Source organism: Parabacteroides bouchesdurhonensis (assembly GCF_900186615.1).
GTDB classification, from domain to species: domain Bacteria; phylum Bacteroidota; class Bacteroidia; order Bacteroidales; family Tannerellaceae; genus Parabacteroides; species Parabacteroides bouchesdurhonensis.
Genome location: NZ_LT896588.1, coordinates 1,238,323 through 1,258,919 on the forward strand (window position 1 = coordinate 1,238,323; position 20,597 = coordinate 1,258,919).

General features: G+C 37.8%; 12 protein-coding genes. 5 read left to right on the forward strand and 7 right to left on the reverse strand.

Annotated elements, in window-relative coordinates; all coding sequences use genetic code 11:
• Positions 1-100: 100 nt before the first annotated feature.
• The 5 genes from C1721_RS05445 to C1721_RS05465 all read left to right on the forward strand — a co-directional run bounded on the left by C1721_RS05445 (position 101) and on the right by C1721_RS05465 (position 10,293).
• Positions 101-2,914, forward strand: a complete 2,814-nt coding sequence (locus C1721_RS05445; protein WP_102407458.1) for a M16 family metallopeptidase — start codon at positions 101-103, stop codon at positions 2,912-2,914.
• Between the two features lie 195 nt (positions 2,915-3,109).
• Complete coding sequence (locus C1721_RS05450) at positions 3,110-6,463, forward strand: TonB-dependent receptor (RefSeq protein ID WP_234347327.1); 3,354 nt, start codon at positions 3,110-3,112, stop codon at positions 6,461-6,463.
• Positions 6,464-6,476: 13 nt separating this feature from the next.
• On the forward strand, positions 6,477-8,129 hold the full coding sequence (locus C1721_RS05455; RefSeq protein ID WP_102407460.1) for a RagB/SusD family nutrient uptake outer membrane protein: 1,653 nt from the start codon (positions 6,477-6,479) through the stop codon (positions 8,127-8,129).
• Positions 8,130-8,575: 446 nt separating this feature from the next.
• On the forward strand, positions 8,576-9,361 hold the full coding sequence (locus C1721_RS05460; protein WP_102407461.1) for a carboxylesterase family protein: 786 nt from the start codon (positions 8,576-8,578) through the stop codon (positions 9,359-9,361).
• Positions 9,362-9,402: 41 nt separating this feature from the next.
• Positions 9,403-10,293, forward strand: coding sequence for a YitT family protein (locus C1721_RS05465; RefSeq protein ID WP_102407462.1), 891 nt, complete (start codon positions 9,403-9,405; stop codon positions 10,291-10,293).
• 69 nt (positions 10,294-10,362) lie between these two features.
• Here C1721_RS05465 and C1721_RS05470 read toward each other — a convergent pair whose 3' ends face one another.
• The 7 genes from C1721_RS05470 to C1721_RS05500 form a co-directional block, all read right to left on the reverse strand.
• The gene (locus C1721_RS05470; protein WP_102407463.1) at positions 10,363-12,318 is read right to left on the reverse strand and encodes an NPCBM/NEW2 domain-containing protein; all 1,956 of its coding nucleotides are present in this window, start codon (positions 12,316-12,318) and stop codon (positions 10,363-10,365) included.
• Between the two features lie 81 nt (positions 12,319-12,399).
• Positions 12,400-14,052 carry a RagB/SusD family nutrient uptake outer membrane protein gene (locus C1721_RS05475; protein ID WP_102407464.1) on the reverse strand — a complete coding sequence of 551 codons (1,653 nt, stop codon included), beginning with the start codon at positions 14,050-14,052 and terminating at the stop codon, positions 12,400-12,402.
• Between the two features lie 13 nt (positions 14,053-14,065).
• Positions 14,066-17,533 (reverse strand): TonB-dependent receptor, encoded by a 3,468-nt coding sequence (locus C1721_RS05480; RefSeq protein ID WP_234347334.1) that lies wholly within the window; start codon positions 17,531-17,533, stop codon positions 14,066-14,068.
• Positions 17,534-17,654: 121 nt separating this feature from the next.
• Entirely contained in the window at positions 17,655-18,536 is an 882-nt protein-coding gene (locus C1721_RS05485) for a FecR family protein (RefSeq protein ID WP_102407466.1), read from the reverse strand.
• A 97-nt stretch (positions 18,537-18,633) separates the two neighbouring features.
• A complete protein-coding gene (locus C1721_RS05490) occupies positions 18,634-19,191 on the reverse strand; it encodes an RNA polymerase sigma-70 factor (RefSeq protein WP_102407467.1) in 558 nt (185 codons plus the stop codon).
• Between the two features lie 47 nt (positions 19,192-19,238).
• Complete coding sequence (locus C1721_RS05495) at positions 19,239-19,619, reverse strand: hypothetical protein (protein WP_102407468.1); 381 nt, start codon at positions 19,617-19,619, stop codon at positions 19,239-19,241.
• 105 nt (positions 19,620-19,724) lie between these two features.
• Positions 19,725-20,579 (reverse strand): sugar phosphate isomerase/epimerase family protein, encoded by an 855-nt coding sequence (locus C1721_RS05500; RefSeq protein ID WP_102407469.1) that lies wholly within the window; start codon positions 20,577-20,579, stop codon positions 19,725-19,727.
• Positions 20,580-20,597: the final 18 nt, after the last annotated feature.

Sequence of the window (20,597 nt, forward strand, 5' to 3'; positions counted from 1 at the left end):
ACAAAGCACATATCTTAATCTTTTACAGTATTTGTACTGTTATTAATGCAGAAATAGTATATTTGAACATTTTGATTAGTAACCGATAAGTACCAAGAATATGTTTAGGAAACACGTTTTATTTACTGCTATCCTGCTTTGCTTTACTACATTATCTTCGATCCTGGCACAGGAAATACAACCGCTGCCCATCGATCCGCAAGTACGGTATGGCAAACTGCACAATGGACTAACTTATTATATCCGACACAACGAACAACCAAAAGATAGAGCCGATTTCTATATAGCCCAGAATGTAGGATCTATTTTGGAAGAAGATAATCAACGCGGACTGGCCCACTTTCTGGAACATATGGCCTTCGACGGAACAAAGAATTTTCCCGGGCACGGTATGGATGAATTTATAGAAAGCGTAGGGATGCGCGGTGGGGAAAACTTTAATGCTTATACCAGTTTCGACGAAACTGTTTATATGATCATGAATGCCCCCGTAACCAATTCAAGTGTAATAGATTCATGCTTGTTGATCCTGCATGATTGGTCCGGTTTCATTACACTGGCAGATACAGCAATAGAAAAAGAACGCAATATAATCCGCGAAGAATGGCGTACGCGACAAGATGCGCAAGCTCGAATCTGGGAACAACAATTTCCCAAGATGTACCCGGATAGTCGCTACGCAAATCGTTTGCCCATTGGAAGTATTGATGTTATCAACAACTTTAAGCCGGAAGAATTAAGAGATTATTATAAAAAATGGTATCGCCCCGATTTGCAAGCTATTATTATCGTAGGCGATATTAATGTTGACCAAGTAGAAGCTGCCGTTAAACGCATTTTCTCTGATATCCCCGCACCCGTTAATCCGGCAAAAAGAGAAAATTTTACTGTCCCGGATAACGATCTCCCTATCATATCTATTGCAAAAGACAAAGAAGCGTCAAATATTATCCTCAGTATTTTTTATAAACATGAAAAATTACCCGATGATCTTTACGCAACAATCACCGGTTTAGTGAAAGATTATGTTCAAGCCGTTTGTGCCAATATGATGAATGAACGTCTAGAAGAGCTTCTTCATCAAGCTAATCCTCCTTTCGTTTACGCCGAAGCATATGACGGAGACTATATGATTTCCAAAACGCAAGGCGCTTGGACTATTACAGCTATTGCAAAAGAAGGGGAGATTGATTCCACCCTAATAACATTAGTAAAAGAAACAGAACGGGTAAAGCGCTATGGATTCACAGCCTCAGAGTATGACCGTGCACGTATTAATATACTAAAACAATACGAGACAGCCTATAATGAACGTGACAAACAAAAAAACAGTGCTTACACTCGTGAATATGTCCGGCACTTTACCAACGGAGGATATATTCCCGGCATTGAAACAGAATATACGCTTATTAACCAAATAGCGCCTGTTATTCCCGTAGAACAGGTAAACCAATACATCCAAGATATGCTGAGCAGCGATAATAATATCGTAATCAGCCTGACCGGTCCGGAGAAAGAAGGTTTGTCTTATCCGTCAGACGAAAATCTGCTACGTACTTTCCTGAAAGCACAATATATGCCTGTCGAACCGTTTCAAGAAACGGTCTCTAATGAACCGTTAATACCAACTCTTCCTGCTGCCGGAAAAATAACAAAAACAGAAACAGACCAACGCTTCGGAGCAACAGTTCTCACGTTAAGCAATGGCGTTAAAGTGGTTTTAAAACCGACGGAATTCAAAAAAGACCAAGTGCTCATGACCGCGACTAAACCCGGAGGAAGTACACTATTCGGCAATAAGGATATAGACAACTTAAAAATATTCAATGACGTGATCGGATTGGGAGGGCTAGGAGATTTTTCTGCTATTGAATTAGGAAAAAGATTGGCAGGAAAGCAAGTATCATGTGCTCCCTCATTAGGATTGGACAATGAAAGTCTGAATGGCTCTTCCACCCCTTCAGACCTGCAAACACTCTTTGAGCTGATCTATCTTACTATCACAGCTCCGCGTACGGACGAAGAGGCTTATGCTTCCTATGAAAACCGGATGAAAGCACAAATGAAGAATCTGGAATTGAATCCAATGGTAGCTTTTAGCGATTCACTCACCAAAGCAGTTTATAGCGATAATCCAAGGGCCATGCGTTTGCAACCGGAAGACTTCGAACATATCAGTTATTCCCGTATTATGGAGATGTATAAAGAACGCTTTGAAGATGCCTCTGGTTTTGTTTTCACATTTGTGGGCAATATCAATACCGACAGCATTCGCCCCTATATCGAGCAATATCTGGCAACTCTTCCAGCCAAAGGAAATGTTGTAAACGGGAATCCCGCCGAAGTACCCGCTTTGCATAAAGGAGACTATACAAACATTTTTCGGCGACAAATGGAAATACCTAAAGCAACCGTAGCAATCCTTTACTCCGGGCAAATGGACTATATACTGGAAAATATTATCAGTGCCACAATGTTAAAACAAATTCTTGATCTTGTCTATATGGAAAAAGTACGTGAAGATGAAGGCGGAAGTTATGGCGTACAAACCTCAGCCCGTATCTCCCCATTTCCCCAGGGACAAACTATTCTGCAAATCTTTTTTGATACAGATCCGGTAAAACGGGAACGGATGAATGCAATTATACATAATGAGTTAAAACGTATATCCGATATGGGGCCTCGTCCTGAAGATTTCAAAAAGACTCAGGATAACATGCAAAAACGCCATGCTGAAAACTTGCAAGAGAATAGTTATTGGTTAAATGTTTTGGACAACTATTATTATAAAGGCTTCGATGCTGACACACAATACGAAAATTTATTACAAGGCATAACGCCTGTCAAAATACAAACATTTGCAAAAAAATTGTTATTACAGGGGAATTGTGTGGAAGTCGTCATGGAACCGTAAAAACGAAATCATCGGGATCATTTTATAAAATCATCGGGATGAAATAGAAAAAACATCCCGATGATTTTTTATTATATATCATTCATTTTCCACCTAAGTTCTGGAAGAACTAACGTTAGTACCCTGAGAAAACTTACTCTAGTTGGTTTGTGCGTGGCTGCTTTGCAGTTTCAATTAATGGCAGCATCGTCACAAATGATAACATTAAGTATTACAAGGGGTACCATTTCAGATGTATTCAAAGCAATAGAAAGTCAGAGCGACTATAAATTCTTTTATAATAACAGCCAGGTTGACCTAAACGACCAGGTAAATGTTAACGTATCGGAAGGCTCTATTGAAAGCGTTCTGGACAATGTTTTTACAGGGACAAACATTACCTACAAGATTGTAAATAACCACGTTGTCCTTACAAACCGCACATTAAAAGACGCAGAAGTTACTATTGTAAATCAACAAGGCAAACGGGTAACCGGTCAGGTTCTAGATCCAAACGGTGAACCGTTGATTGGTGTGAATGTACTTGTAAAAGGTACAACTATCGGTACAACTACAGATATGGACGGTAATTATGTTTTGGATGGTGTTCCTGCAAACGCAACATTGGAGTTTTCTTATATTGGTTATAATGTACAGAGTGTAAATGCAGGGAATAGAACGAACATAAATGTTACATTATCAGAAGATACTCAAAAATTGGACGAAGTAGTAGTAGTAGGTTACGGTTCATTTAAGAAAAGTGACTTGACCGGTGCTATCTCTCAAGTAAAGGGAGATGAGATTTCGTCTTTACCGCTTCGTAGTGCATCAGATGCTTTACAAGGTAAGGTTGCCGGTGTAACAATCACTGCTAATTCTGGTAGTCCGGGTGCCTTAGGCGACGTTCGTATTCGTGGTGTTGGTACGTTGAATGGTAATAATCCACTATATGTAGTAGACGGTATGCCCCAAGATGGTATCGGTTGGTTAAACCCCCGTGATATTGAAAACATTGAAGTATTAAAAGACGCATCTGCCCAAGCTATTTATGGTTCTCGTGCAGCTAACGGTGTGATTCTTATTACCACTAAACGTGGAGCTAGTGGAGACTCCTATCGTAGTAATATCGAATTTGACATGAGCGTTGGTTTTCAAGCAGCATCAAAAACATACGATATGTTGGATGCCGAAGGTTTTATGGAATACAAAAACCGTGCTTATGCAGCTGCCGGCAGAGAATTGATGGATGATTTTGCCACTCCTGAAAAACGCGAAGCTATTCTTTCGTTTTTGGAAAAGAATGGAGGTCGTCAAGGTACGAATTGGTGGGACGCTATTACTAATAAACCAAAAGACGCCGTTAATCAAAGCTATAATTTAGCATTATCGGGGGGAACAAATAAATTGAGATATCGTGCTAGCTTCGGCTATATGAACCATAAAGGTCTTGTGAAAAGTTCTGAATATGAACGTTTAAATGGCCGTTTAAGTGTGGATTCAGAAGTAACAAAGTGGTTCAATTTATCTGCTAATGTGAATGTTGCATATGAAGCACGCAAAAATATTACGGAAAACGATTCTTATACTGCAACTGTATTCTCTACTGCCTCTGCAGACCCGATCACTCCTATTTACAGAGATAATCTGGTAGATGTACCTGATTTCTTGTACGACCGTATTTATAATAGTTACGAACCTGCCAATCCTTGGTCTCGTTATACAGGAGTACTTTATTCAAACAAACCGAATACAGTAGCTCAGGTTGATCGTCATGCTTTAAATGTTTGGCATGAAATCTCAACAAAGAGTAATATTGCCGGTGAATTTAAACTATTCCCGTTCTTAACCTATAAATCTAGTATCTCTGTTGATTTGATCCGTGCCCAATCTGATGGCTTTAATCCTAAATATTATTTAGATGGCGATGAATATAATTCTTTTGCTACCGCAAGCCGTAGTGTTTATAATACAGATTACTGGGTATTTGATAACTACTTGACTTATGCAGAAAAATTTGATAAGCATAATGTTTCCGTGATGGTCGGTACTTCCGCAGAAAAGAAAAAGTATGAGGTAATTTCTGCTTCTAAACAAGGTATGATTAATAATGATCCGGGACAACAAATTATTAATGCCGGAACAATGAATCCCGGAGCAGGCGGCTATTATGTTATCAATACATTGAATTCATATTTCGGTCGTGCTTTCTATTCTTTTGACAATCGTTATATGATTACAGCTAATATTCGTTGGGATGGTTCTTCGCGGTTTGCGGATGGAAACCGCTGGGGTGTCTTCCCTTCCGTATCCGGAGGTTGGAACTTCTCAGAAGAAAAATTCTTAGAAAGTACTAAAGGTTGGTTATCACAAGGTAAGCTAAGAGCCGGTTGGGGTGAAATCGGTAACCAAACAATTGGTGATGGTGCTTATTTAAATACATTCGCAAATGGTTCTTATTTCCTATTCGGAGGTGATAATACACAGTTAAGTGGTAGTCGCAATCAGGTTGGTAACCCTGATTTAAAGTGGGAAACAACCCGTCAGTTAGATTTAGGTTTGGATCTGGCATTTTTACAAGGTTCTTTGAGGTTCACATTTGATTATTATAATCGTGATACAAAGGATATGTTGGTACAGGTTCCTAATCCTGCCAGTTTAGGTTTCCCGAATACTCCATGGGTAAACGCGGGTAGTATTAACAATAAAGGTTTTGAAGTAAGTGTTGGTTATGACGGAAAAGCCGGAAAAGACTTTGTTTACCACATCAATGCCAATGTATCTACCTATAAGAATAAAGTAAAAGATTTGGGTAGCGATGCCAGCATTCCGGGAACAGGAGTTCATTTGGGATATTATACTTATACTATGACGGAAGTTGGAAAACCAATTGGATATTATTATGGTTATCAAACAGACGGAGTATTCCAGACCCAAGAAGAGATTGACAGTTATGTAAATAACGGTCAGGTTGTTATGCCGGGTGCCAAACCTGGTGATTTGAAATTTGTTGATAAAAATAAAGATGGCAAATTAGATGACCTTGACCGTGGTATGGTAGGTAATCCACATCCTGATTTTACATTTGGTATCACATTAGGTGCAGAATATAAAGGATTCGACTTCTCTGCTTTCTTCCAGGGATCAGTAGGTAATGATATTTTGAATATCTTGAAGTATGACCTTTACGGCGGTGTTGGTTGGTATAATGCGCCAAAAGATATCTTGACTACATTCTGGAATGGCCCGGGTAGTACAAATAAGAACTTCGCAATTGATGCTGACAGCCGTTTGAACCGTGAAATGTCAGATTGGTTTGTAGAAGATGGTTCTTATGTCCGTTTGAAGAATTTACAGATAGGCTATACTATCCCGTCTTCTATTACAAGAAAGATTACATTGAATAATCTTCGTGTATTCGTAGCTGCTCAAAATCTATTTACCATTACTGGTTATTCCGGTTTGGATCCTGAAATTGGTGAATATAATAATAATCCAATCTATAGAGGTGTTGATATGGGATATTATCCACAGGCAAGAACCTTTATGTTTGGTATCAGTATGAAACTATAAAAATGGATATCTTATGAAATCAATAATAAATTTTGGAAAAGTCTGCATTATGACATTATTCGCCAGCATTTTGATGGTAAGTTGTAATTCCGACTTTTTAGACCGTCCGACTTTAGGGTCGGTGGATGAAACGACTTATTTGAACTCTGAGAATGGTGGTTTTAAGTTATTAATTAATTGCTACCAGCCTATTAATGATCACTGGAATTACCAGCAGATGAAGTTCGATGTGGGAGACCAATTAACCGATGATTGTTCGAAAGGTGGTTCTGATGCAGCAGACCGTGTGGTTGTAACAGAAGTAACACGTGGTAATCCTACTACGACAAGTAGTATGTTAAGAGATTTGTGGAATCATCGTTATCAATCTGCAATTTCTGCATGTAATGTATTTTTATCATTGGTTACTCCGGAAACTCAGTTAATAAAAGATGGAGGTGCTTTAGTTACAACAGCTGAAAAACAGCGTTGGATAGCAGAAGCCAAATTCTTACGTGCATTCTATTATTTTGATTTAGCAATGATGTTTGCTAATGTGCCTATTATAGATAAACCGTTAACTTCTGCGGATAAAGGTAGTATTACTAAATCTGATAAAGAGGAAGTAAGAAAATTTATTCTTGCGGATCTGGATGCTGCTATAGCAGAAGCTAATTTGCCAGGAGCAAGTGCAATTCCTGCTTCTGAAACTGGACGTATTTCTAAAGAGGCAGCAATGGCTTTCCGGGCACGTGTAAAAATGTTCTTTGGTGATTATGAAGGTGCAAAAACAGACTTGAAGGCTGTTGTAGATGGTGGACAATTTGATTTGATCAGTGACTATCAGACATTATTTAATAGTGCAGCAAACGGTTATATGTCTAAAGAAGCTGTTTTTATTACAACACGAGCATATATACCTAACTATACTGGAGGTAGTGTTGTTCCTCAAATGTGTATTGGCCGTAATACCACCGGTGGTTGGGGCGGAGAATGCCCTACCAATAATCTAACTGCAGAATATGAAGTGGGCGACCCTCGTTTAGTTCATACTGTTATGTCATCCGGTGATATCTTCTACAAAGGAGATGGTGTAACGACAGAGCTTCACGATTATTCCGGTTATGATAACTTCCCTCAGCAACATAACCGTAAGTTATGGATTGATTATTCAAGAAGACCAACAGGAGGTTTAATGGATACAGACTGGTCTTTCTATCATATCCGTTATGCTGACGTATTGTTGATGTACGCAGAATGCCTGATAGAAACCGGAGGAGACAAACAACTGGCTGTAGATTTGATTAATAAAGTTCGCTATCGTGCATTTGTAACTACTTCGCCGAAGGATCAATTTGCCCAGTATCGCAAATTCAATGTGGCGGATGATAAGAAAGTAACAGAGGCAGTTTTCAATGCAAATTATAAAGTGAAGGTTTCTGATGATCTTCGTAAAGCGGTACGTCATGAACGTCGTGTAGAATTAGCCGGTGAAGGTCTTCGCTTGTATGATTTACTTCGTTGGGGTACATTTGTTTCTACTATGCAGGCTTTCAGCAAGACTACAGAAGCACAATACTCCGGTGCAGGTTCCAATGTTACGGATAAGACTTGGCCATATCCGATACCTCAAACAGAAATAGATAATATAGGAGGCGCTTTAACTCAGAATGATAATTATAAATAAATAATTATTTTCTACTATAAGAAAAGCCATGTTCCCAATAAGGGCATGGCTTTTTTGTATTTCAGGATCTGATGGATTTGCAACTGAACCCTTCAGTTTTTTATCGCTTTTTATCAGTTATTTACACTAAAGCTGAAAGGTTGAATGGTTTAATGTATGTTAATCGAAATACAATTCCCTTTATTCGTTTTTAAAAGAGCAGACCTTTGAACTTAAAAGTCTTGTCTTAACACTTCAAAGGTCTGCTCTTTTGAAATGTTAAGACGGGACTTTGTAATTCAAAAGATAGCTCTTTTTTGATGCTTTCTTTCGTAAAAAAATCATAAGAACTGACTGAACAAAATATCGGATGATCTATAAATTAATTCTGCCAACAGGTTACTATATAAAAGAGAATAATTTAAATTTGTCCTCAACTAATATTCAGTTAATCATATATACATATTATGAAAACATTAAAATCATTCGTTTTTGTGGCTTTATGCCTGTTAGTATCTGTAACTGTGTATGCCGGAGATAAAAACAGTTTTCTTAAAAAACAGTTTACTACCTCTAATGGCTATAAATTAAACTATAGGGTGTTGTATCCCGAAAACTATTGCCCTGATCAACAGTATCCTGTTATCCTTTTCCTGCATGGTGCCGGTGAAAGAGGGGATGACAATGAAGCTCAGTTATTTCATGGGGGCGACATGTTTGCTTCACATGCAAATCGATCCAAATATCCGGCTATTATCATTGCGCCGCAATGCCCGAAAGACATATCATGGTCATCTTACCGGAAACCTGAGAAAGATGGGGAAAAACGTTATTACCCCTCCGTAACCCCGATTACAAAACCAATGGCTGCAGTAAAAGAGCTTTTAGACAGCTATATTGCTAAAGGAATTGTGGATACAAAACGGATTTATATTACGGGGCTTTCTATGGGAGGCATGGGAACGTTTGATCTTGTTTGCCGTTATCCTAATCTTTTTGCAACAGCTACTCCTATCTGTGGGGGTGCTAACCTGCAACGATTAGCAAACTTTAAGGGAAAAACCGTTTTTAGTATTTATCATGGAGCAGATGACAGTGTTGTAGACGTGCAGTTTTCACGAGATGCTTACAAAACATTGAAAGAGGCGGGTATAGATGTTCGTTATAAAGAATATCCCGGCGTAGATCATAATAGCTGGGATAATGCGTTTGCCGAGCCTGATTATCTCGAGTGGATGTTTCTGCATAAGTAATCTTTCACTACTTTTGCAGCCGCATCAACTAAAGAAATAAAATGAAACCAACTTTATTAACAACCTCACGCCAGGTTATGTGGAGAGAAACGAGGGATTATCTGATGATAGCCCTCGGCATGATATTTTACGGTATCGGTTGGACTGTTTTTCTTTTACCTAACGATATCACAACAGGAGGCGTGCCGGGTATTGCTTCAATCGTATATTGGGCTACCGGATTCCCTGTACAATACACATACTTTATTATTAACGGTTTCTTACTCCTGCTTGCCTTGAAAATTTTGGGCTTCCGCTTTAGTATCAAAACCATCTTCGCTGTATTTGTACTCACCTTCTTTTTATCTGTGATTCAGAAGCTGACAGCCGGGCTGCATCTGCTGCATGACCAGCCTTTTATGGCCTGCGTGTTAGGAGCCTCTTTTTGTGGTAGTGGCATAGGTATTGCTTTTTCATCCAACGGAAGTACAGGAGGTACGGATATTATTGCCGCTATTATCAACAAATACCGTGATATTACGTTAGGGCGTGTGATGATGGTCTGTGATATGATTATTATAGCTTCCAGTTACTTCGTTTTAAAAGATTGGGAAAAGGTTGTATATGGTTTTGTTACATTATATGTATGCAGTTTTGTACTTGACCAGATTGTAAACAGTGCCCGTCAATCTGTACAGTTCTTTATCATTTCCAAAAAATATAAAGAGATAGGGAAAGAGATTAATGCTCTTCATCGTGGTGTTACAGTGATTGATGCAACCGGCCTTTATACCGGACAAGAACAAAAAATAATGTTTGTGTTGGCTAAGAAACGCCAGTCTACTACTATTTTCCGTATCATCAATGATATTGATCCGAACGCTTTTGTTTCACAAAGTGCTGTTATCGGTGTATATGGTGAAGGTTTTGATCATATTAAAGTGAAAAAATAAAAGAAAATTAGGCATACGGTAATGTTTAACGAATTATTGCATGCCTAATTTTGACTCCTTTTGCAGACTTTATTCAGGGATTAATCTAACAAATGTTACTCCATGATAAGGGACTTCTGTATTAAAGGAAGTTTGAGACGTCGCAAGATCTTTCTGCCGCCATAAATCTCGTATCGTATATTTTCCATTCAGTCCGATAGACTTGAAATCCAAGTTGAATCTATATTTACGACTTTGTACATCGTCTGTTTGATCCCAATAGATAGCATACGGATTGGCATGGAAAAATCCTATTGCAACCGAGCCATCCTCCAAGTATTTATACCAGATTTGCCCGTTTTCAGTTATTATCTTACATGCCGGCATAACTAATGGGTCTTGATTTACGGCCAGAACTTCATCATTTGTAAGTAAACCGGTGGTAAATTCGTCCATTTCATTCATATCACAGCCTATTAGTAACGGAGCAGATAAGATACACCATAAACTTATATGTGAATACTGCTCGTCAGGGGTGAGATAAGAGTCGTGTGCCCTTGCTCCCCAGCCCAATCCAAGTTTACCTACCACAAGCATATCCGGATCATTATATTTACCCGGCCGGGTTGCCTGTGCACAAACATCCTGGAAGAAGCCGATACTACGTACAACGTTCCACTCATCTGTAATATCACGAGTGGTACGCCATTGATTGCCTCCGGCATCGCTACCCCAATTCCATACATTAGGAGCTCCATAGCCTACGCAATAAACAATATCGCGGTTTACTTTATCCAATGCTTTACGCATTACGACATAAGGTTCTTTTATTATTTCTTCCGTAGGAACCGGAGCGACCTGTGTATACAGGCAATAATCATATTTAAGGTAATCGATACCCCAGGCAGCCCACGTATCGGCATCAATTTGTTCATGTTGGTAACTGCCTAAATGACCTCCGCAGGTAAGTGGTCCCGGAGATGAATAGATACCGAACTTTAATCCACGGCTATGAATGTAATCACTTAAGTCTTTAAAATCCGGGAATTTCTCATTACCCATCAATACCCCTTCAGAAGTACGTTCTCCCGACTCCCATCCATCATCTATATTAACATAGGTCCATCCATGGTTAATTAAATTGCGTGCCATATAGTCGGCCGCATCTTTTACCTTTTGGTCGTTTACTTGTAATCCCCAACAATTCCAGCTATTCCAACCCATCGGAGGAGTAAGGCAAATCTCGTTTCCAACTTCGATACGCAAGGGACGTATATCTTCACCGTTACTATTTTCGGCTTTCAGGATTACATTAAATGTGCCTTGCTTTATTAATTTGCCCCGGATGAAGCCTGTTTCAGAATCTAACGTTAGTCCTTCCGGAAGATTAACAGCTGAAAACTTCATTGGACGATCTCCTGTAGCTGCTATAGTATATAAAAATGGGCTTCCGGGTCTTACTCCAAATACTTTTGCGCTATTAATACGTGGAGTTGCATCGGGACATGGGGTAAGGATGTACTTTTCGCCCAGACGAGGTTCTGGCATAACCGGTTCAGGTATTACAGAGCCGGAGGTTTCAATCTTTGCATTAAGCCAATCCGCATGGTCATACATAATCCCGTCTCCAGCTTCTTTAATCAGCAATGCTAGTTTCTTTACGCCTTTTAAATTAATATTAAAGGGTACAGCAGGCATTCCTTTGTGAAGTACTCCACTACTCCATACTAATTGTTGGTCTGCAAGAATCTGAAATTCGAGGTTTCCTCCAAAGTCATTATGGTCGTCTGCACCGGCCAAGCCGGAAAATGTTTTTGCTTTTCCTTCTAAATTTAATAAAAAACGACTGACAGAATGAGATCCTATACCGCGTTCATACTTCACTCCATTAACTTGCAAAGAGGTACCCATAACAGACTTGTTAGCTAAAGGTACACCCCAGTCTTGTAACATATACCCTAAATCTAGTTGATCCAGATATACTGTTTTAGCAAATGATAGGGATGGTATCAAACATGCCAAAATGATTAATTTGATTTTCTTCATATATAAATGGTTTAAATAGTAAAAAATAAGGCCATATCCTTATTTGGAATATGGCCTTAAAGATAAGGAAATAATTACTTATTAATAATTATCATTCTGTGTTAAAGAACCTCCTACAAAATCAATTTCATTCTGTGGTATCGGATATGGCCAGGTTTTATCCGTAACCTGTGTACCAGCACCGGAGTATTGACCTTCTGTAGTTTTTCCAAATGCTTGCATAGTAGAAACAAATGTTCCCCAACGAAGTAAATCATAAAAGCGTAAACCTTCGCAACCCAATTCTACACGACGTTCATGACGTACAGCTTTACGCAAATCATCCGTTATTTTTACTTTGTATTTTGCATTGAAAATTTCTTCTGTTACCTTTTTATCATCCGGTACATTGAATTTGCGATACTGGGCAAATTGATCCTTCGGCGAAGTAGTTACAAATGCACGGTGACGAATCTGATTAAGGATATCAACAACAACTTGTTTGTCTCCACCGGTTTCTACCAAACATTCTGCGTACATTAACAATACATCGGCATAACGGATATGATAGAATGACCAATCCGTATCAAGTAAGCCACCGGTAAAACGTCTTGAATAATCAATCCATTGTTTGCGACTATGTTGTCTGGGATAGTTATCATAACCGGAATAGTCATGCGTCTCTGTTGTTTCCATATCCGCTTTATAGAAAATATCGCCGGAGGATATTACTGTATGAACTAAACGAGGATCACCTACTTCATATTCATTGACTAAATCAATAGTTGGGCATTCTCCACCCCAACCGCCGGTAGGACCACGGCCCATATTCATTTGAGGACAAACACTTCCTCCTAAACTGTATGCCGGTTGATAACCTCTGACAGTAATAAATACGGCCTCTTTAGATAAGTATCCTTTTTCCACACTGTTAAACAAGTCTGAATAATCATCTATTATTCCGAAATAATTAGTATCAATGACATCCTTCAAATCTTTTTGTGCAGCAGCGTAATCACCAAAGAACATCAAGACACGGGCCCGGAAAGCTTTAGCTGCCTCTTTAGTGATGCGACCATATTCATTTATCGGTAAATTTGAAGCAGTTGGCAAATTCGGTTCGTTAATTGCCGCTTCCAAATCTTCAAGAATAAATTTCTTTACTTCTTCTTTATCCGACTTCGTAAGTGTACTCTTATCTACACCAGCTAATGGTTCTTTGATAATAGGCACATTAGCATACACGGTCGCCAAATCATAATAATAGAAAGCACGTAGGAAGCGAGCTTCTGCAATCCATCTTTGTTTCTTTTCTTTTGAAACTAAAGCTCCACCTGTTTCGATTAGCTGTGTTTCAGGTGTGATTTTCTGAAGGAATACATTACAAGGAGATATACCATCTTTATAACGATAAGTCCAATAGTCTGTCAACATTGCATTTGTAGCCAATGGACGTCCTGTTGCAACTTCGGTAATACGCACGCGGTCACCGGCATCTGAACCTCCTTTAGAACAATCATCGGCCAATTGGTCTCCGAAAATAAATTTGGTGTCCTGATAGTTCCAATGGTCTGTTATATGAAAATAACATTGTATCAACAATTTATAACCGGCATCTTCCGTACTTAAAAATGTTGTTTCATCTAATGTACCCAACGGCGGTCTATCCAGAAAGTCGTCATTACAACTTACTGCTAATGCACCAATACATAATAGTGCAATACACGTCTTACTAAAATTTATTATTGATTTCATAAGATATCCGTTTTTAAAGTTTCATACTGATACCAAACATAAAGGTTCTTGGCTGTGGATAATATCCCATATCGATACCTTTATAATAAGCCTTATTGTCATATTCACCAATTTCAGGGTCCAGACCGGAATAGCCGGTAATAGTAAATAGATTTTGTGCGGCAACAAAAACACGAAGATTATTAATTGTAACCTTTTTTGTAATAGAAGACGGAATAGTATAGCCTATCTGTATATTTTTCAAACGGACATAAGAACCATCTTCTACAAACCAGTCAGACATTTCCAAGTTCATACGGCTGTTTGCGTCAATACCAAAGTTTTTATTCGTACTACCCGGACCATTCCAGAATGTAGTTAAGATATCTTTTGGCGCATTATACCAACCTGTACCTGAATAAATATCATATTTCAAAATATTCAAAATGTCGCCACCAATAGCTCCCTGGAAGAAAGCAGAGAAGTCAAACCCTTTGTATTCTGCACCTAATGTGATACCAAATGTAAAATCAGGATGCGGATTACCGATCATTGTACGGTCTTCATCATTTAATTCTCCATCACCATTCAAATCCTGGAACTTCAAATCACCCGGTTTAGCACCCGGCATGACGACCTTTCCATCATTCTTATAATTATCGATTTCTTCCTGAGTCTGGAATACCCCATCCGTTTTAAATCCGTAGAAATAACCAATTGGTTTACCTGTTTCAATCATTGTATAGGTCTGGTTTCCTAAATGTATACCTTTATTCGGAATATTAAAGTTACCTCCTAAGTCTTTCACTTTATTACGATAGGTAGAAAGGTTTCCATTAATATGATAGATAAAATCTTTTCCTGCTTTTCCGTCATATCCTATTGTAATTTCAAAACCCTTATTACTAACACTACCTGCGTTCATCCATGGGTTGTTCGGCAGACCTAAAGTGTTAGGAAGAGGTACTTGAACCAACATATCCTTTGTATCACGATTAAAGTAGTCGAAACTTGCTCTTAAAGAACCATTGAGAAATGCTAGATCCAGACCAAAATCTAACTGACGGGTTGTTTCCCATTTCAAATCGGGATTACCAACTTGGGCACGACCAGCCGCTAAATCTGCAATAATCGGATTACCAAACGGATAGTAATATTTATTTCCGTACGTATCCAGATAAGCTCCACCCGGAACATCCTGATTACCAATTTCACCCCAAGCAGCCCTTAATTTTCCTTGAGATAACCAATCTTTCGTACTTTCCAAGAATTTTTCTTCTGAGAAATTCCAACCAGCAGAAACAGACGGGAAACATCCCCATCTATTCCCTTTGGCAAAGGAAGAAGAACCGTCCCATCGGATATTGGCTGTAACCATATAACGATTGTCGAATGAATAAAATACACGACCGAAGTAAGAGTTCAGTGAAGAAATTTCATAATAACCTTCTGCTGATGGATCAATTGTTCCTGCATTAATAATCTGTTGGCTGGGATCATTTGTAACCATTCCTCTCTTATAAGCATAAATCATTTCATAACGTTTCTTTTCTGCAGAAGTACCTGCCATCGCTGTTATTGAATGCTTGTCAAACTTTTGGTTGTAAGTAAAATAATTATCAAACACCCAATAATCTGTGTTTTTAGACCTGCGGCTTGCTGCAGCATAGGTAGAATACTCATCTCCATCCGAGTAATATTTAGGAGAAAATGCCGCTTCCAAATTACGTATCAAATCAATTGCAATACTGGACTTAAAGGTTAAGAACGGAAATAGTTTAATTTCACCAGTTACATTACTTTTGGTTGAGAGATATGTATTATTATTTAAAGCATTCATATCTGCCTGTCTCGGACTATTATTTTTATTTGAATAAATAACGCCGGTATAGCGAGACCAAGGATTGGTTGGTTCATATCCTTGCATAATACGATCGTATAAGAAATCAGGAATATCAACCAAGTTATCACGAAAAACAGGGGTGATTGGGTCTGCCGTTACCGTGTTAAATACAGTACCTGTATAAGCATTACTTTCCAAAAGATTTCGTCTGGTTTCATAAGTAACATTTACATTAGCAGACATATTCAACCATTTTGTTACTTCTGAATCTAAATTCAGACGTCCATTCAAACGATCATAGTTAGATCCTCTTAAGATACCTTTTTGATTCATATAGCCAAAGCTTGCACGATATCTTAATTTTTTTGTTCCACCCGATAGTGCAAGGTTATATGTCTGAACAGGAGCGTCCTTTGCTTTACGAATTGTAGCATCCCACCAATTCGTACCTTGACGACCTCCGTTCTTTTCCAAAAATGAAAGAATAGCTTCGCGTTTTTCAGGAGTGGCAAAGTCTTCCATTAAATCTTTGCCTGCTGTTGTATAAGCACGGTTTTTGTATTCCATAAAACCTTCGGCATCTAACATGTCGTATGTTTTAGCTACCCCTTGGAAACCTATACTCATGTCAAATTCAATGTTACTTTTATATGTATCTCCGCTAGCTCCGCGTTTGGTGCTGATTAAGATCACACCATTAGCTGCACGGGCTCCGTAAATAGCTTGAGCAGATGCGTCTTTTAATACTTCAAGACTTTCAATATCACGTGCATTTAACCAACCGATATCAGTTTGGGGCATGCCGTCTACTACATATAACGGATCATTATTATTGATAGTACCGACTCCACGAATACGAACATTACCCATAGAACCCGGACTACCGGAAGTTGCTGTGATTGTTACACCGGCAGCTTTTCCTTGTAAAGCATCGGCTGCACTACGAAGTGGTAAATCTGCAATTTCATCTCCCTTTACTTGAGTAATAGCACCTGTTAAGTCACTTTTCTTAAACGAACCGTAACCTACTACTACTACTTCATCCAATTTTTGAGTATCTTCCGATAATGTAACATTAATGCTAGCTTTGTTTCCTACATTTACACTCTGTACATTATAACCAATATAAGAAAATTCCAATGTTGCGTTAGCGGGAACGTTTTCCAGCATATAATTACCGTCTATATCCGTAATAGATCCGATAGTTGTACCTTTTACAAGTACATTCACGCCAATCAACGGTTCACCGTTCGGATCCAGAACCTGACCGGTTACCCGCTTGCCTTGTTGATTTACAACAGTAACTTCTGCTAATGTGCGGTTTGTAAGGACAACGTGATTATTTACAATCTTATAGGTAATATTTGTCCCTGTAAAAACATTGTCCAGAACGCTTTCAATAGAGCCTTCCGATACGTTAACATTCACCTGGTCGTTTAAGTCAACTTGGCTGTTATTATAAAAAAATTTATAATCACTTTGACTTTCTATTGCTTTGAATACATCTGAAATGGTACCCCTTGTGATACTTAATGTTATCATTTGTGACGATGCTGCCATTAATTGAAACTGCAAAGCAGCCACGCACAAACCAACTAGAGTAAGTTTTCTCAGGGTACTAACGTTAGTTCTTCCAGAACTCCCTGTATGATTTGCCATAATTATTAAAATTAAGATTATACAATAAAATCCAAAAAATTTAGGTTAACTGTGTAGTAAAAAAATGATTTTCTCAATATTCCGTCATAGGCAATTAGATTTAAAGATTTATTATTATGAGTTACTTAATAATTATTGTGTCTTTTACGACCTTATAACTAATAGAGGTATTAGTTTTTATTACTCTCAAGATTTCAGACAAATCTTCACTGTTACGGAAACTTCCACTAAATTTCAACTTTTTAATTCGTTGGTTTTCATAGCGGAACACAACATTATAATTCCGTTCCAGCAATTTGGTTATGTCTTCCAGATACATCATATCAAATGATAAAGCTCCGCCTCTCCATTGAGCGAATATTCTCTTATCATATGGTACTATTTCTATTTTATTTCTACTTTTATAATAAACAGCCACTTGATTCGGTTCCAACAAAATTTGTTGTTTTGTCAATGTTGGCTGTACTATTACTTTACCGCTAAATAAAGTAGTTATCAACCGTGCATCTTCACTATAAGCAGAAACATTAAAAGCTGTTCCTACGGCTTTTACGTCAATACCTCCACTTGTTTTTACAATAAATGGAAGTTCTTTATTTTTAGCTACTTCAAAATAGGCTTCTCCATTCAAATGTATGTCACGATTTTCTTTTCCGTAATCATGAGCATATTCAATAGTTGTACATGAGTTGAGCCAAACATTAGTTCCATCCGGCAACTGCAAATAACTTTTTTCTCCTTTATCCGTTACTAATTTATATGTACCGATGATATCAGACTGCTTCTTTTCCGCAATATACAGTACTGAAAATGAAAGAACAACACCAATGAACATTGCTGCCGCATAACTGACCGTTCGAAGAAATACCTTTTTTTTTTCTCTCTTCAGGGAAGAAGATTTTGATTTCTCCATTATAGAAGAAGCCAAACGGCTCCATTCTTTGTTTACATCGACCTCTTCTCTCAGGCTTTCCCCAACTATATTTTTAATATATTCTTTCATTTATCAACTGTTCTTTCCTCATCTTTGTAAGTATGACACATTTAAAGGAAAAGTTACTTACAAACATGATCTATTATTTTTACTTTAATATTATTTTCTATGTGATCAAATAGTCTTTTAGTTTATCTTTTAAGACTTTAAGTGCTCTATATATCTGTGTATCTACTGTTCGGACAGAAATATTCAGTTTATCCGCAATTTCTTGATTTTTAAGTCCGTTTATCCTGCTTAATTTAAAAACAGATTTACATTGGTCCGGTAAGTTGTCAACGGTTTCCTCAACAATTTTTTCAATTTCAAGTGCAACTAAATCAGAATAAGGAGAGGGTTCGTTATCATTTAAACCATTTTTTATTTCATCCGATAGGCTTTCATCCAAAGTTGTAGAAATTTTACTTGAACGTATATAATTCAAACATTCGTTCTGTACAGAACGAAACAAATAGGCATTCAACGAAGTATGAATGTCTATTTCGCTCCTTTTTTCCCAAAAACGGAGGAATACATTTTGCAATAAATCTTTGGCATCTTCCGGATCAGACACAAATTTTCGACAATGAAAATACAGCAAAAGATACACCGAATCAAATAGAGATTTGAAAGCGGTCATATTTCCATCTTTTAGCTGTATAATTATTTCCTCGTCAGATACCATAAAATTACTATTAGAATTTCAATATTTACGTAACTAAATACGTATAATCAATCTTTCAGATAATCTTGAAGATTATATTTTACAATACCAACATCCGGATCTTTCATTATCCATAGACAATCACCCAAAAAGATTTTATTTTCAAGTCGGTAAGAAAGAACAAAATTACAGGAAGTTTTTAATGAACGGTTTCGAGTATATACGTTTTCTTGCCAAGTATGAAGCGCTAAGTCAATTTGCTCAACTACCCAATCCGTACTAATTGTTTTAATATCTTGTTTATAATGTTCCAACACCTTTTCAAGTTCTGGGCGATTATCTTCAGCAATAAATAATGCACACGTTAAAGGATCAGCTTGCTTTTGATGGCAAGAAAAACAAATTATCAATAAACTTGATAAAAGAATATGGTAAAATACCTTTCTCATTCTTTTCAATTGCGTGTGGTTTCATTACGTGGCAAAGCGCACAGGCTCGGAAATAAACACCTTACCTGCACGCGCAACCACTTATTAACCTATATGTCAATCCACTTATAAAATTTCATCCGCAGTTTTGTTAAAATACTTAATACATTCCTTAATATCAGGAACTGAATTATCCCAGTTATATTCATACTCTATAGAGAATACACCTTTGAAATTCTGTTTTTTAAGTTCTTTCAACATTCCTTTGACGTCCAAGATACCTGTACCCCAGATTACATCGTGTTGTTCTTTCTCTCCTTCCACTTTAGGAGCAATATCTTTAAAGTGTAAAGAAACAATACGACCTTTTAGTTGTTTCAGACAATCAATCTGATTCAAACCTTCTCTACGCCAATGTCCAACATCAGAACAAGATCCTAATAGCTTGCTACGCTTTGAAATCGCATTCAACAAGTTTTCGGGCTTCCAATAAGCAGAAGGTTGTGGATGATTATGTACTGAAATTTTAATATTATACTGTTTTGCCAGTTTTTCTACCAAATCCCAGTCCTCAAGAGCCGGTTCACAAGTAATGAACTCCATATCCATTGCCTTTGCAAACTTAAACATTTTCTCCCAATCGGATGATTTATCAGCTACATAAACACCTGTACCGACAATCTTAATCCCCTTAGAGGCAGCCAATTCTTTTATCTCTTTCTGAGTTTGAGGGTCTAGATTAAAATCAAAAACTTTATCTCCCCATTTACCTCCTAATTTATGTCCGGGAAACACTTCAATACATTTCAAGCCCAGTTCATTCGTTTTGTCGAATGCTTCCACCAATGTGAACTTATGAAATGAATAAGATTGCATACCTAAACGCCAACCCTGTTTCTCTGCTTTTGTCTGTGCTTGCGAAGGTAAAACCAACAAACAACAAAGAGCAGCAATTATCGTTTTAAAAATTCGTCTAATCATAATTATTTATTATTAAAG